This is a genomic window from Pseudomonas sp. 8BK (assembly GCF_902506475.1).
Lineage (GTDB): Bacteria > Pseudomonadota > Gammaproteobacteria > Pseudomonadales > Pseudomonadaceae > Aquipseudomonas > Aquipseudomonas anguilliseptica.
The window spans coordinates 4,098,032-4,112,582 of record NZ_LR733252.1; the positions used below are offsets into that span (position 1 = coordinate 4,098,032).

At 62.2% G+C, this 14,551-nt stretch carries 13 protein-coding genes; 5 read left to right on the forward strand and 8 right to left on the reverse strand.

Translation table 11 applies throughout. The annotated features are described in order from the left end of the window. Positions 1–159: 159 nt before the first annotated feature. From ACIN8IBEIGE_RS19145 to ACIN8IBEIGE_RS19170, 6 genes are all read right to left on the reverse strand, one after another. Positions 160–2,253 (reverse strand): TonB-dependent copper receptor, encoded by a 2,094-nt coding sequence (locus ACIN8IBEIGE_RS19145; RefSeq protein ID WP_160016043.1) that lies wholly within the window; start codon positions 2,251–2,253, stop codon positions 160–162. A gap of 82 nt (positions 2,254–2,335) precedes the next feature. Next, the gene (locus ACIN8IBEIGE_RS19150) at positions 2,336–2,707 is read right to left on the reverse strand and encodes a DUF2946 domain-containing protein (RefSeq protein WP_160016044.1); all 372 of its coding nucleotides are present in this window, start codon (positions 2,705–2,707) and stop codon (positions 2,336–2,338) included. 131 nt (positions 2,708–2,838) lie between these two features. Next, positions 2,839–3,321 (reverse strand): copper chaperone PCu(A)C, encoded by a 483-nt coding sequence (locus ACIN8IBEIGE_RS19155; RefSeq protein ID WP_160016045.1) that lies wholly within the window; start codon positions 3,319–3,321, stop codon positions 2,839–2,841. Between the two features lie 89 nt (positions 3,322–3,410). Further along, entirely contained in the window at positions 3,411–4,781 is a 1,371-nt protein-coding gene (locus ACIN8IBEIGE_RS19160; protein ID WP_160016046.1) for a PepSY domain-containing protein, read from the reverse strand. Between the two features lie 87 nt (positions 4,782–4,868). Next, the gene (locus ACIN8IBEIGE_RS19165) at positions 4,869–5,255 is read right to left on the reverse strand and encodes a DUF2946 domain-containing protein (protein ID WP_160016047.1); all 387 of its coding nucleotides are present in this window, start codon (positions 5,253–5,255) and stop codon (positions 4,869–4,871) included. A gap of 82 nt (positions 5,256–5,337) precedes the next feature. Then, positions 5,338–6,255 (reverse strand): LysR family transcriptional regulator, encoded by a 918-nt coding sequence (locus ACIN8IBEIGE_RS19170; protein WP_160016048.1) that lies wholly within the window; start codon positions 6,253–6,255, stop codon positions 5,338–5,340. Between the two features lie 104 nt (positions 6,256–6,359). Here ACIN8IBEIGE_RS19170 and ACIN8IBEIGE_RS19175 point away from each other — a divergent pair, with 104 nt between their 5' ends. The 5 genes from ACIN8IBEIGE_RS19175 (at position 6,360) to ACIN8IBEIGE_RS19195 (ending at position 10,107) form a co-directional block, all read left to right on the forward strand. Further along, positions 6,360–6,653, forward strand: coding sequence for a putative quinol monooxygenase (locus tag ACIN8IBEIGE_RS19175; protein WP_160016049.1), 294 nt, complete (start codon positions 6,360–6,362; stop codon positions 6,651–6,653). Between the two features lie 10 nt (positions 6,654–6,663). Beyond that, complete coding sequence (locus ACIN8IBEIGE_RS19180) at positions 6,664–7,680, forward strand: zinc-binding alcohol dehydrogenase family protein (RefSeq protein ID WP_160016050.1); 1,017 nt, start codon at positions 6,664–6,666, stop codon at positions 7,678–7,680. A gap of 158 nt (positions 7,681–7,838) precedes the next feature. Next, positions 7,839–8,714, forward strand: a complete 876-nt coding sequence (locus ACIN8IBEIGE_RS19185) for a PAS domain S-box protein (protein ID WP_160016051.1) — start codon at positions 7,839–7,841, stop codon at positions 8,712–8,714. 18 nt (positions 8,715–8,732) lie between these two features. Then, positions 8,733–9,716: a GAF domain-containing protein gene (locus ACIN8IBEIGE_RS19190; protein WP_160016052.1), complete on the forward strand. Its 984-nt coding sequence runs from the start codon at positions 8,733–8,735 to the stop codon at positions 9,714–9,716. 211 nt (positions 9,717–9,927) lie between these two features. Beyond that, positions 9,928–10,107 carry a hypothetical protein gene (locus ACIN8IBEIGE_RS19195; protein WP_160016053.1) on the forward strand — a complete coding sequence of 60 codons (180 nt, stop codon included), beginning with the start codon at positions 9,928–9,930 and terminating at the stop codon, positions 10,105–10,107. 2 nt (positions 10,108–10,109) lie between these two features. On the opposite strand, the gene ACIN8IBEIGE_RS19200 is transcribed toward ACIN8IBEIGE_RS19195, so the two are convergent. Beyond that, positions 10,110–11,294: a multidrug effflux MFS transporter gene (locus tag ACIN8IBEIGE_RS19200; RefSeq protein WP_160016054.1), complete on the reverse strand. Its 1,185-nt coding sequence runs from the start codon at positions 11,292–11,294 to the stop codon at positions 10,110–10,112. A gap of 127 nt (positions 11,295–11,421) precedes the next feature. After that, positions 11,422–14,550, reverse strand: coding sequence for an efflux RND transporter permease subunit (locus ACIN8IBEIGE_RS19205; RefSeq protein ID WP_160016055.1), 3,129 nt, complete (start codon positions 14,548–14,550; stop codon positions 11,422–11,424). Position 14,551 lies beyond the last annotated feature (1 nt).

The following is a 14,551-nucleotide window of genomic DNA, read 5'->3' on the forward strand; positions in this document are numbered from 1 at the left end:
TCCTCTTCGGTGCAGGGAGAAAGTGTGTCTGCGAGGACTACTGTCGCGCTTGAACCTTAAGGCTGTATTAGCCCGCACAAATTCATCGCGCGGATGTGGGAGGGGCTTTAGCCGCGACTCAAAAGCTCGCGGCTAAAGCCCCTCCCACAACTGGACACATCAGAAGTCGAAATCGACCTTGGCCCACAAGGTGCGGCCCGGCTCGTCGATCCGAGTATCAGCCGGGAAGCCAAAACCGGAGTCACCGCCCAGGTTGAGGTGCTCGGCGTAGTTCTTGTCGAGCAGGTTATCCACCCCGGCGCTGAGTTTGACCTGCTTGGTCACACGGTAAGCACCGTTGAGCGAGAGCACGCCGAAGCCGGCGCTGTCGCCAAAGTCCTGTCCCACCACGTTGCCGCGTCCAGCTGCGATGCGGCCCTGGCCATCAACTACTCGCCACAGGGCGCCGACGCTCCAGTCGTCACGCTGATAGGTCAGGCCCAGACGTGCTTCCAGCGGCGGCATCTGCGGCAGCGCTTCGCCGTCGCCGCTGTTCTTGCCCCAGGCATAGGCCAGGGTGGCATCGGTCTTCCAGTTGCTCGTCAGGTCATAGGCCACGCCCAGTTCGCCGCCCATGATGCGCGCGTCGACGTTGTCGGCTTGAGTGCTCATACCGCGGTAGTCGAACAGGATGTAGTCACGCACCTGGCCGACATAGGCCGAGGCCCATGCCTGCAGGGCGTCACCCTGATACTGGATACCGACATCCAGCTGGGTGGTCTTCTCCGGCTTGATGCCGTCGAAGGCATTGTCTGCGCCAGCCGGCCCGTTGAGCCCGGCGGAAAACAGCTCCCAGTAGTCAGGGAAACGCTGCACATGGCCGATGCCTGCATAGACGGTGGTCGGCGAACCGGACAGGTCGTGCTCGTAGCGCACAAAGCCGCTCGGCAACGTATCGGCGCGCGTCTCACCCGCCGTTGGGTTGGGCCGCGGCATACCCATCATGCTGCGAAAACTCTGCCGGTAGTCCTTGGCCGAGGCCCGATCCACCCGCGCACCGGAGACCAGCCGATCATGCTCGGCCAGGCTCCAGGTGGCCTCGGCGAACGCGCCGTAGTTGTGCATCAGCGCGTCCTTGTTCCAGGGGAAGCGGTCGGCGTCCGTGTAGCCCGCCATCATGCTGTAGGTGGAACGACGGGCACGGTGCTCGCTGCGCTGGGCATCGAGCCCAGTAATCAGCTCAACATCCTCCCACACCCAGGTCGCAGCCAGGCGTGCACCGAGGGTGCGACGGTCGACCTGCGAGGCCATGGGCATAGCCATCATGCTGGTCGGGTCCGGCACACGCAGGCGGAAGTTATCCATGATGTGGTCGGCGTAGTTGTAGTAGACCTTGGCCTCGACCTTATCCAGCACGCCGCCGAAATTGCCCCGCTCAATGCGCAAGCCCAGGCTTTCGCGCTTGAACTGGGTGCCGTCCATGCCACGGCCGCCGTAGCGCGCCTCGCCATCGCCACGGCCGGCGGTGAGTTCGACCAGGGTGTCGGCATCCGGCGTCCAGCCCAAGGCCACGTCGCCGTTCCATTTATCCCAGCGCGAGGGGATGGTGTCGCCGTTACCGTTAGCGTAATCATCCGAATGCGAACGGTTACCGGTCACCCGCAGGTAGCCCTGCTCACCGCCAACAGCGCCATCGAGGGTCTGATCGAAACGGCCATTGGAGCCGGCCAGCACACTGGCATGCAGGCGCGCACCCAGCTCGCCGAAACGCTCCGGCTCACGGTCGAAACGCACCACCCCAGCCGAAGCGCCGGGGCCCCAGATCACCGTTTGCGGGCCTTTGTTCACGGTCAGCAGATCAAAGGTTTCCGGCGAGATGTACGAGCTGGGCGCATCCATCCGGCCCGGGCAGGCACCGAGCATCTGCCCGCCGTCGGTGAGCAGCAGCAGGCGCGAACCGAACATGCCGCGCAGCACCGGATCACTGTTGCTGCCGCCACTGCGAATCGCAGAGAAACCGGGGATGGTCTTCAGATAATCCGCTGCATCACTGGCCGGCACCGGCTGGCGCGGGTCCTTGGGATCGGCCACCACGGTCAGTGGCGAGCTTTGCTGCACGGCAGTGACCACCGAGGGCGGCAATTGCAGCGCATGCTGCTCCGGGTCGTGTGCAGTGGTTTGCGCAGCATGCGCCTGAGTGGCCAACAGCAGGCCGACACACAGCGGTGCCAGTCGGAAAGGTGCAGCACTGATCAGAAGCGAACGAGTAGACATGGGTATTCCAGAATCGAGACAGAACCAGAGAATGGCCGGCACCGCACACGCGGCACCGACACAGGCAACAGGGCAATGGCGATCAGGAATAGGCAGGCGGTGCGCGGCTGCGCGAACCGGGGAAGATAGCCGAACGGGCAACCCCGCTGCGCACCGGCGCACTATGCCGATCCGCAGGCGCAACAGCCGTCAGGGCTAACGTCGGGCTGGCACAACCGGTGGCTGGGCTGTTGAGCAACAGGGTGCAATAGCCGCACTTGGCCCACAGCGCGTCGTGATCCAGAGGTCCGTTATGGCTACCGGCATGCTCCCCACAGGCCAGTTCCGTCAGCCAGGCCGGTTCGGCCGGTGCAGTCAGCTGCGACAGCAACGGCCCGACACTGAGCAACAGCATGGCCAACAGGGCCAGCCAGCTTGCGCGGTAATCGACGGTGAAGGAGCGGTTGCGGGGCATCACGACAACTCAAGAATCCTGCGCCGAGTATGACTAACGGCCTAAGCAGGACGGCTGATGCAAATCAATGACGGTGAATATCACCGAACAACAGCAGCCCCGCTGCAACGCAGCGGGACTGGGCGCACAGATCAGTGCGCGTGCCCTTCACCATGGGATTTCTCACCGGCAGGGGCGTCCTTGTGTACGGCAATTTCCACCTCAACCGCGCCGGCCTTCTCGAAGGTCAGGGTCAGCGGAAAACGCTCGCCGTCCTTGGCCTGCTGCTTCAGGTTGAACAGCATGACGTGGTAGCCCATCGGCTCGAACTTCACTTCGCCACCGGCGGGAATCGCCACGTTCTGCACCTGCTGCATCTTCATCAGGCCATCGGCGTGGATATGTTCGTGCAGCTCGGCCTTGCCGGCTACCGGGGTACTGGCGCTGAGCAGACGATCGGCCTCGGCGCCTTTGTTGTGCACCACGAAATAGGCAGCAGCGGTAGGTGCTACGGCCGGCATTTCCCGCGACCAGGGGTGTGCAATATGCAGCTCGCCAGCGGTGTATTCGTGAGCACTGGCAAACAGGCTCGGACTCAGCAGAGCGGCAATCAGCAGGGTCTTTTTCAACAACATGGTATTCCTCCAAAAGTGGACTGACTGTCCATGACAGATGTTGTAACGCGAAGCCCTGGCACGGGCCAAGCCCGCGCCGGTTATTCCAGTCAGCCGTTGGCCAGGCGTTGCTTAGGCAGGCGCGAGAGCAGCAGCCAGTCCAACGCCCAGATCAACAGCAGGGATGCGCCCACCAGCGGGAAGGCCGCGCCGAGCAGGCCCATGATCACCATCGCGGTTTTCCAGCGTGGCAGGTCGTGGCGCAGCGGTGGTACGCCGAGCTTGCCGCTCGGCCGGCGTTGCCACCACATGATCAGGCCGCTGACCGCGCTGAGCAGCACCAGCAGGCAGACCGCGAGCATCAGCAACTGGTTGGCCAGGCCGAACAGCTTGCCCTCATGCAGCATCACCCCGGTTTCCACGGTTTTCGCCACCACGCCGTAATCCTTCCAGCGCACATCGGCAAGCACCGCGCCGCTGTACTGATCGATATGCAAGGTGGCGTCGTTACGCGGATCGTCAGCGAACAGGGCGATGCTGTACACCCCGGTTTCACCTTGCGGCAGGGTGATGCTGTAACCCGACTGTACGCCGCGCTCAGCAGCGGTATCGACTACGTACTGCAGCAGGTTGGCCGGGGCCGCAGGCGCCTCGGCAGTGGCATGACCGTTATGCGCTGCGTGTGGATCGGAAGCCGGCAGCGGCGTGGTTTCCACCGCCCAGGCCACGGTCTGCTGACTGCTGGTGTTGAGGCTGCCGGTGAGCTTGCCGGACTGCGGCACGTCGTCCCACATCGCCGCCGGGAAGTGATTCCAGGCGCCGGCAAACTGCGCGCCCCAAAAGCCAGTCCAGGTCATGCCGGTGAGCAGCATAAACAGCAACAGCAGCGAGCCCCAGAAGCCAGCCACCGCATGCAGGTCACGCCATAAAAGTCGCCCACGGGCACTCAGTCTTGGCCACAGCACGCCCGCACCGGAACGCCCGCGCGGCCACCACAGGTAGAGGCCAGAGACCACCAGCACGATGCCCCAACCAGCGGCCAACTCGATCAGCCGATCGCCCAGAGTCCCGACCATCAGATCACCATGCAGCTGACGGGCGATGGCCTGCAGATTGAGCTGCGCATCCTGGCTACCGAGAATCCTGGCGCTGTAGGGGTCAACAAATACATTGAGGCCCCGGCCATCAGCCTCCAGCACAAACTGCGCACTGCGCTCGGCGTTTACCGGCGGCAGGTACTGACTGATGCTCGCCTCTGGATACGCTTGACGCACCAACGCCAGCTGCTGATCCGCCGAGATCGCCTGCTCGGCAGGCGTGACCTGCAGCAGCTCGGCATACATCAGCTGATCCAGCTGCGGCTTGAACAGGTAGATGATCCCGGTGACCGAGAGCAGGATCAGAAACGGAATCACAAACAGCCCGGCATAGAAATGCCAGCGCCAGGCCAGGTTATAAAAAGAAGGAGCACGTTGGCTCATGGATCAACTCCGATAGCTCATCAATAGCGTTACTGCACGAGGCAACATGCAGCACAACGACGACAGCCGGGACGTGATGCCCGGTCGCTACAGAGTTGACGGAGAAGCGCGGGGGTTGGCCGAAGGCCAGAGATAGCGAACAGGTCGCGGGGTAAAGAAGAACGTCAGCAGTGGTGCGCGGCGGGGTGCCAGCAAACCTAGCAAACCGAAAAACGCTGCCAGGATGATCGCGCTGAAGGTGGAACTCAGGGAACAGCCGGAGCCCGTCGCCGGGTTGGGCACCACTACACCGGAACCATCCAGATCCGCGCCGGCGCCGAAGTTGCCCTCAAAGGAGCAGTACTGACTGCCCAGCCCGCTAAGCTGCAGGCCGGCCATCTGACCGTGACCAATACTGCAGGCGAACGCACTGAACAGAACGCTGAAATACAGCATCCAGGCCAGCAGGCGACGGTCAGTACGGGTCATTTTCATGGGGCGCGACTCTAGCATTGCTCCGGGGCGCATGTGACATAGCCGCACTGCGATGGATTGCCGCAGCGCGCTGGCGGCAATCTTAGTTCGGCCAAGGTGCCTGCGCCAACAACTCCGCGCAGCGAATTTGCACGAACTCTCGCAGTAAGAGCACCGGTTTACTCAGCTGCGCCCGGTGCGCGCAGATCAGGTTGAGTGGCGTCGGCTCGCCGCGCAGTTCAGACAACAACACCTGGAGCCGACCTGCACACACATCGCCGGCCACATCCAGCCAGGATTTGTAAACCAGCCCGGCACCACTGACCGCCCAGCGCCGCACCACATCGGCATCATCACTGACCCGGTCGCCTTTGACGCTGATGCCCTGCTCGCGCTTGCCGTCGCTGAAGCGCCAGCGATCATGCAGCCGCCCACCGAGCATATAGAGCAGACAGTTGTGTTCGGCCAGTTCATCCACTGATTGCGGCGCTCCATGCCGCTGCAGGTACTGCGGTGCAGCGCATAACACGCGCCGATTCGATGCGGCCACGGGTAAGGCAACCAGACTGGAATCCTCCGGTGCTCCATAGCGCAGGGCAATGTCCACCGGCTCGCGGAACAGATCGGCCACGCGATCACCGAGCAGCAGACGCAGCTGCACCTGCGGGTGCGCCTGCTGAAATTCATCCAGCCAGGGCAGTAAGGTGTTGCGACCGAAATCCGACGGCGCAGACAGCTGCAACGGCCCGCTGATGCCAACCTTGCTGCCGGCTAACTGCTGCCGGCCGTCATCCAGACTCTGTAAGGCCAAGCGCGCATGGCCGAGAAACAGCTCGCCCTCGGGCGTCAGGCGCAGGCTGCGGGTGGAGCGGCTGAACAGGCGCGCTTCCAGTTGCTGTTCCAGACGCTTGAGCGCGGCGCTGGCCACTGCCGGGGAAATATCCAGGCGTCGCGCTGCCGCCGAGAGATTGCCCAGATCAGCGGTGGTGACAAACAACTGCAGATCATCGAAACGCAGCATGGCAACTCATTTTCAAAAAAGTATTGAAAGAGACTCTAATGGCAGGCTGTTTTTCTCGTCAATCAAATAACCGAGCATGTGCCGCACTTAAACCGGAGCCTGCCATGACCACGCCACTGACCCTGATTGCCACCATCACCGCCCGCCCCGGCCAGGCCGAGGCTGTTGAAGCAGGCCTACGCCAATTGGTACCGCCTAGCCAAGCCGAAGCCGGTTGCCTGCAGTACAACCTGCACCGCCATCAGGAGCTGCCCAACCGCTTCATCATGGTTGAGCAGTGGCAGGACGCTGCCGCCCTCAGCGCGCACCAGCAAACCGCGCATTTTCTGCACTTTGGCGAAACCTGCGGCAACCTGCTGGAACAGGTCGATCATCAACTGATGCAACGCATTCTTTAAGGAGCACGTTATGAAAGCTGTCGCCTATTACCAATCGCTGCCCGCCGACCACACTGATGCTTTGCAGGATGTCGAACTGCCGGCGCCTACGCCCGGTCCGCACGACCTGCTGGTCGAGGTCAAGGCCATTTCGGTCAACCCGGTGGACACCAAGATCCGCCGCAACGTCGCCCCAACCGATGGTGCCGCCAAGGTGCTCGGTTGGGATGCCAGCGGTATCGTCAGAGCAGTGGGCAGCGAAGTCAGCCTGTTCCAGCCCGGCGACCGGGTGTACTACGCCGGGGCGATCAACCGTGCCGGGGCCAACAGCGAACTGCATGTGGTGGATGAGCGCATCGTCGGGCATATGCCCAAGAGCCTGCCGTTTGCCGAAGCAGCCGCCCTGCCGCTGACCGCGATCACCGCCTGGGAATTGCTGTTCGAGCGTTTGCAGGTCACCCAGGGCAACGCCGATCAGGGCCAGAGCCTGTTGATCGTCGGCGCTGCAGGCGGCGTCGGTTCGATTCTGGTGCAGCTGGCCCGTCAACTCACTGGCCTGACGGTGATCGGCACCGCCTCGCGTCCGGAAACCCAAGCCTGGGTCCGCGAACTGGGCGCACACCATGTGATCGACCATCGCCAGCCGCTGAGTGAAGAGCTGAAACGTATCGGTATCGATCAGGTTACCCACGTCGCCAGCCTGACCCAGACCGACCAGCACTTCGCCCAACTGGTCGAAGCCCTGGCCCCGCAAGGCCGTCTGGCGCTGATCGATGACCCGGAGCAGCCACTGGACATCATGCAGCTCAAGCGCAAAAGCCTGTCGCTGCACTGGGAGCTGATGTTTACCCGCTCGCTGTTCGAGACCGCCGACATGATCGAACAGCATCGCCTGCTGGGTCGGGTCGCTGAACTGGTGGATGCCGGCACCCTGCGCACCACCCTGGGTGAGCATTTCGGCAGCATCAACGCCGCCAACCTGCGCCGCGCCCATGCGCTGCTGGAAAGCAGTACAGCCAAGGGCAAAATCGTTCTCGAAGGGTTCTAAAAGGTCTCAAACAAACCCGGCGCGCACATCGCGCGCCGGGCAGCTTTTTTATCACGCGCCCTGCATTCGATAAGCGGCCGGCTAGACTCATTGCATTGCCTCTATTCAGGCAACCCCCACTCAAATCTTTCGACTTGGCTAGCCATTGGCGGTAAGGGATGCGACCCGATCTTCAAGGCCCACTGCGCCTGGCCGGCGTATATATGCTGTTCAGCGCCCTGTGGATTTTCTGCAGCGACTACCTGCTGCATGCATGGGTCATGGACAGCGAGCTGGCGGCTGAACTGCAAACTGGCAAAGGCCTGCTGTTTATTCTGCTCAGCACCGGCCTGATCTTCCTGCTCAGCCGGCGTGACCGGCAGGCGCAACGCCAACTACTGGAAAAACTCACCCACAACAGCCGCGTGCTGCGGCAGGCCCAACGCAATGCCGGGCTCGGTAGCTGGGAATACCGTGACGGTTTCCACTGGAGCGAGGAAGCCCTGAGCCTGTTCGGCCGCAATCTCGACAACCAGCAGAGCAGCATCGAACAGCTGCTGAGTTGGTTGCACCCCGCCGAACGCTCTGCCGTACAACGCGCCCTGCACGCTTTACTGGAGAGCCGCAGCGCCATGACAGTGAGCGCCCGTCTGCTGCAATCGCAGCCGCAGCAAATTACCTGGCTGATGTTGCGCGGGGAAACCGACGAGCACGGTCGCATCCTCGGTACCGTGCAAAACATCAGCACGCAGAAACGCGACGAGAGCGCCCTGCGCGAGAGCGAACATCGCTTTCGTCTGTTGTTCGAGCAAACCCCACGGATTGCTGTGCAGGGCTATGACCGTGAACGCCGGGTGATCTACTGGAACCAGGCCAGCACCCTGCTCTACGGCTATGCCGTGCACGAGGTCATGGGACGCCGCCTGGAAGAACTGATCGTGCCACTGCCGGCGCGCAGCAAGGTGGCCAGCGCGATCAACCTGTGGCAGTTCGGCGGCTCGCCAATCCCTGCGGCTGAGATACAGTTGCAGCGCAAGGACGGCAGCCTGGTATGAGTCTATTCCAGTCACCTGATGCTGCGCAACAGCCTGGATCAGCTGGAGCTGTACTGCGTTGATATCGATCTGACCGAACAGAAGAAAATCGACAGCGAACTGCAGGTCAGCGAGACCCGCTACCGTTCGCTGGTCGAGCACCTCGGCGATGCGATCTTTATCACCGATGCCGACGACAAACTGAGCTTCCTCAACCCAGCCTGGGAACAGATCAGCGGCTACCCCATCCATGAAAGCCTGGGCAGCCCGTTACAGCGCTTTATGCCGGAACTCGGGCAAGCCACGCTGCGCCAACGTCTGGAAGAGCTGCGCAGTGGCAAACTCGGCAGCCTGCGTCTGGAGTGCCAGTTGCTCACCCACAGCGGCCAGGCGCGTCGAGTTGAACTGCAGCTCAACCTGAGCCTGCCCGAACACAGCCTGCACGGCAGCCTGCACGACGTGCATGAGCGCCATCAGGCCCAGCATCTACAACAAGCGCGCAATGCGGTGCTCGATGAGCTGCTCGGCCGGCACCCACTGCGCAGCATTCTCAGCGGCATCACCCGGCGCCTGGAAAGCCTGCAACCGCAGATGCGCGTATCGATCATGCTGCTCGATGCACACCAGCGCCTGCATGTTGGTGCCGCACCGAGCCTGCCGGAGACTTATTGCCAGGCCATCGAAGGGATTACAGCAGCGCTGGAAGTTGGCTCCTGCGGGCATGCCGCTGCCAGTGGCGAACTGGTGATCGCCGAAGACCTCAGCCGGCATCCCTATTGGCGCGACTACCATAGCGTCGCCCAGGCTGCCGGTCTGCAGGCTTGCTGGTCATTGCCGTTCAAGGATGACAGCGGCCAGGTGCTCGGCACCTTTGGCATCTATTACCCACAGCCCAGCCGGCCGAGCGCTGCCGATATCGCCCTGGTGACCGAGTTCACCCGACTGGCGGGGCTGGCCGTGCAGTTCAATACCAACTGGGCGGAGGTGAGCCAATCAGACCAGCGGTGTGCCAGCCATGATTGATTTGTTACAGGTCAATGAAAGTTCATATTGAGTGACTAGACTGGCCTTTCTTAAACCTATTTACGATCTCGCGAGCTAGAACCATGCAAGGCAAAAGCAGGCGAGGAAGCGGAGTGTACGAGCTGTACATGAGCATTCCGAGCCGGCTTTTAACGCAGCAGGGCCGACGCGCAGCAGGTCGTAAACAGGTTCTTGCATAGGAGGCTCGGCGATGAACGTAATGATCCAACCGGTAAAAACAGCCGCAGGTCCGGGCTGGCAAGTAAACTTTGGCAAGCAGAGCGTGACCTTCCGCAGTGAAAGCGAGGCCCGCCAGTTTGTCAGCACCCTGCAAGCACGCCTGAACGCGCCGCATAGGCTGCCTTTCGAGCAGCAGCGCGCGGCAAGTTAAGCCTATGCGCGGATCGCGCCGCGCTCGACCCACCGGGTAAACAGAGAAAAACTCACGGCCAGCCCCCCGCAAGCGAAGATCACCACGGCAATCGGCCAGGCACTGCCGTCATGCAGTACACCCACCATGGCGGCGGCACTGGCAGCGATAACAAATTGCAGGCTACCCAGCAGCGCCGAGGCACTGCCGGCATGGCTACCCTGCCCTGCCATGGCGCAAGCCGAGGCGTTGGGCAGAAGAATGCCCAGGCTGGCAATGCAGCCGAACAGAGGAATCAGCAGCGGCCACAAGGCCTGCGGCTTGGCCAGTGCCACCAACAGCAGTGCCAGGCCACAAGCCAGGTAGAACCACACGGTCTTGCCCAGCCAGTATGCCGGGCCGTGTCGCGCCACCAGCCAGGCATTCAGCTGCGCCACCAGAATAAAGCCCAGGGCATTGCTGCCGAACAGCCAGCCGTAATGCTCGGCGGGTATGCCATACAGCTCGATAAACACGAACGGTGAGCCGGCGATATAGGCAAACATCCCGGCAATCGCACAGCCACCGGTCAGCGCATAACCGAGAAACGGCAGGTCAGTAAACAGCCGCTTGTACTCCCCCAACGCGCCGCGCAAAGGCGCAGGCGGCGCATCTTTGGCCAGGGTTTCCGGCAGCCACCGGGCCACCGCCAGCAGACAGACAAAGCTGAACAGCGTCAGGCAGACAAAAATCGACGGCCAGCCCAGCGTGCTGAGCAGCAGCCCACCGCCCAGCGGCGCGAGAATCGGCGCCAGGCCCATCACCAGCATCAGTTGGGAAAACACCTTGGCCGAGCTGACTGGGTCACACAGGTCGCGCACCACCGCCCGCGAAATCACCATCCCGGCGCAGCCGCCCAGGGCCTGCACAAAGCGCGCAGCAATCAGCCATTCCAAGCTAGGCGCCAGGGCGCAGGCCAGCGACGCCAGGCTGAACAGCATGACCCCGAGCAACAGCGGTTTGCGCCGGCCAAAACGGTCGGCCAGCGGACCATATGCCAGCTGACCGATAGCCAGGCCGGCAAAGTAGGCGGCCAACGACAGCTGCACGTGCTCCACATCGGTGGAGAACGCACGTGCCAGGGTTGGAAAGCTCGGCAGATAGAAATCGATGGCCAAAGGGCCAAAGGCGCTTAACGCGCCAAGAATCAACAGAAGACGTAACGGCATGGGTGTCCAGAAATGTAAAAACCGAGGAGCCGCCGTGGCCCGGATCAACCCCGGACTACAGCGGACTGACAAACCGCTCCCGGCGTGCATTCGGGCTACGGTTTGCCGCTTACCAGCGGGCTGCTAGTCAGACCGGCGTATCGGCCTCTTTCCGACCTTTGCCGATTTTCTCTGCCAGCGACTCCACCAGCAGATAGAACATCGGGATCAGGAAGATCGCCAGGAAGGTCGCCGCCATCATCCCGCCGAGCACCCCGGTGCCGATCGAGTGGCGACTGGCCGAGCCCGCACCACTGCTGGTAACCAGCGGCATAACGCCGAGAATGAAGGCCAACGAGGTCATGATAATCGGGCGAAAGCGCAGGCGCGAAGCCTCCAGCGCCGCCTCGAAAATGCTCATGCCATTGTGCCGATTGAGCACGGCGAACTCGACAATCAGAATAGCGTTCTTCGCCGCCAAGCCGATCAGCGTAACCAGGCCAACCTGGAAGTACAGGTCGTTCTCGATGCCGCGCAGCCACACCGCGAGAATCGCGCCGAACACCGCAAACGGCACCGCAGTGACCACCGCCAGCGGCAGGGTCCAGCGTTCGTACTGGGCAGCGAGGATCAGGAACACCATGATCAGACCGAAGATAAAGGCACTGCTGCCCGAACCTTGCGACGCCACTTCCTGGAAGGCTGAACCGGTCCAGCCAATGCTGTAATCGCTACCCAGCACTTCCTCCGCCACTTGCTGAATCGCACTCAGCGCCTGACCGGAGCTGTAGCCAGGTGCTGGCCCGCCAAGAATCTTCGCTGCCGGGTAGACGTTGAAGCGTGCGTAGGTATCCGGGCCGAGTATCCGCTCAACCTTGACCAGGCTGGCCAGCGACACCAGCTCGCCACTGCCTGCACGCACATAGACCTGGGACAAATCTTCCGGCTTGCTGCGGAACTCCGCTTCGGCCTGCAGGCTGACCTGGAAGGTACGCCCATATAGGCTGAAATCGTTGACGTAGTAGCTGCCGAACGTGGCCTGCATGGCGGTGAACACATCATTCACCGCCACACCCAGGGCGCGCGCCTTGGTACGGTCCAGGTCGATAAAGTATTGCGGCACGTTGGCGCTAAAGGTGCTCTGCACCCCTGCCAGCTCAGGGCGTTTCGCCGCAGCCGCTAGGAAGGCCTGAACCTTGGCCGCCAACTGCGCGGTCGTGCCGCCACTGCGATCCTGAATAAAGCCCTCAAAACCACCCGTGGTGCTCATGCCGGTAATGGGCGGCGGGTTAAAGCTGAGAACCACGCCATCCTTCTGCGCAGCGCCCATGCCCATGAACTGGCCGGTAAGGTTGCGCGCATCCAGTTCAGGCGTGGTGCGTTCACTCCAGTCTTTCAGCGGCACGAATGACACCCCGGCGTTGCTGCGGGTGCCAAAGGTCAGCACGTCAAAGCCGGCGAAGGTCACCACATCCTGCACCGCAGGGTGCGCCATCAACTGCTGAGTCACGTCACCGGTAAGCTTCTCGGTGCGGGTCAGCGAGGCTGCCGGCGGCAGGAAGTAAGCGTTGATCACATAGCCCTGGTCTTCATTGGGCACCAGGGAGCTGGGCACCCGGTTGAACAGCAGCACCATCACCGCAATCATCGCGCCGAACAGCAACAACCCGACAGCCGAACGCTTGAGGAAGAAACGCACACCACTGGTGTAACCGCTGGTGAATTTGTCGAACATGCGGTTGAACGCACGGAACGGCGCGGCCGGCTCATGCTGCCCAGGCTTGAGCAACAAGGCACAGAGTGCCGGGCTCAGAGTCAGTGCAACCACGCTGGAAATCACCACCGACACGGCGATGGTAATGGCGAATTGTTTGTACATTTCCCCGGCCAACCCGCCGAGGAAACCCACCGGAATAAACACCGCGCAGAGCACCAGGCTGGTGGCAATGATCGGCCCGGTAACCTCCGCCATAGCCTTGATTGAGGCCTCGCGCGGAGCGAGGTTGTCACTGCGCATTGAGCGCTCGACGTTCTCGATCACCACAATGGCGTCGTCCACCACGATACCGATGGCCAGCACCATGCCGAACAGGGTCAGCAGGTTGATCGAGAAGCCAAGCATGTACATGCCGGCAAAGGTACCGACCAGCGACACTGGAATCGCCACCAGCGGAATCAGCGTAGCGCGCCAGTTCTGCAGGAAGATAAACACCACCAGTACCACCAGCACCAGGGCTTCGAAGAAGGTATGAATCACCTCCTCAATCGACACCCGGACGAATTTGGTGGTGTCGTACGGCACCTTGTAGGTCATGCCGCTGGGGAAGTTCTGCGACAGCCGCTCCAGCGTCTTGCTCACCGCCTCGGCAGTGTCCAGAGCGTTCGCGCCGGGCTGCAGGTACACGCCGAAAGCGGCGTTCTGCTGACCGTTGAGCGAGGTCATCAGCGAGTAGTCCTGGGCACCCAGTTCGATCCGCGCGACATCCTTGAGCAGCAGGCTGGCACCGGTGTCATCGGTGCGCAGAATGACGTTTTCAAACGCTTTCGGATCAGTGAAGCGGCCCTGGGTGGTCACCGTGTAGGTGAAATCCTGCTTCTGTTTGAGCGGCTGCTGGCCGAAGCTGCCGGCGGCGAACTGCGAGTTCTGCTCGCGAATCGAATTGACCACATCGGTCGGCGTCAGGTTGTACTGCGCCAGCTTGTCCGGACGCAGCCAGATGCGCATGGAATAGTCTTTCGAACCGAACTGGCTGACATCACCCACGCCCGGCAAGCGCTTGAGCTCGTCGATTACGTTGATCAGCGCATAGTTGCTGATATATACCGGGTCGCGCGAGCCATCCGGCGAGTACAGGGTCACCACCTGAAGAATGTCCGAGGACTTCTTCTGCACCTTGACGCCCTGCCGGCGCACCTCTTCCGGCAGTTTGGCCAGGGCGGCCTGCACGCGGTTGTTGACGTCGATGGTGGCCTGGTCAGGGTCGCGGCCAACCTCGAAGTACACCGACAGGCTCATGGCGTTGCCGCCGGAGTTGGACTGCTGGTAGATCATCCCCTCGACGCCGTTGATCGACTGCTCCAGCGGCGCGGCCACCGTTTCCGCAATCACCTGGGCGCTGGCACCGGCATAGCTGGCGCTGACCGATACCTGCGGCGGCAGAATCTGTGGGTACTGGGCAATCGGCAGCGTGCGCATGGCCATCAGGCCCGCCAACACGATGATGATCGAGATGACCGCGGAAAAGACCGGACGGTCGATAAAGAAGCGTGAGATCACC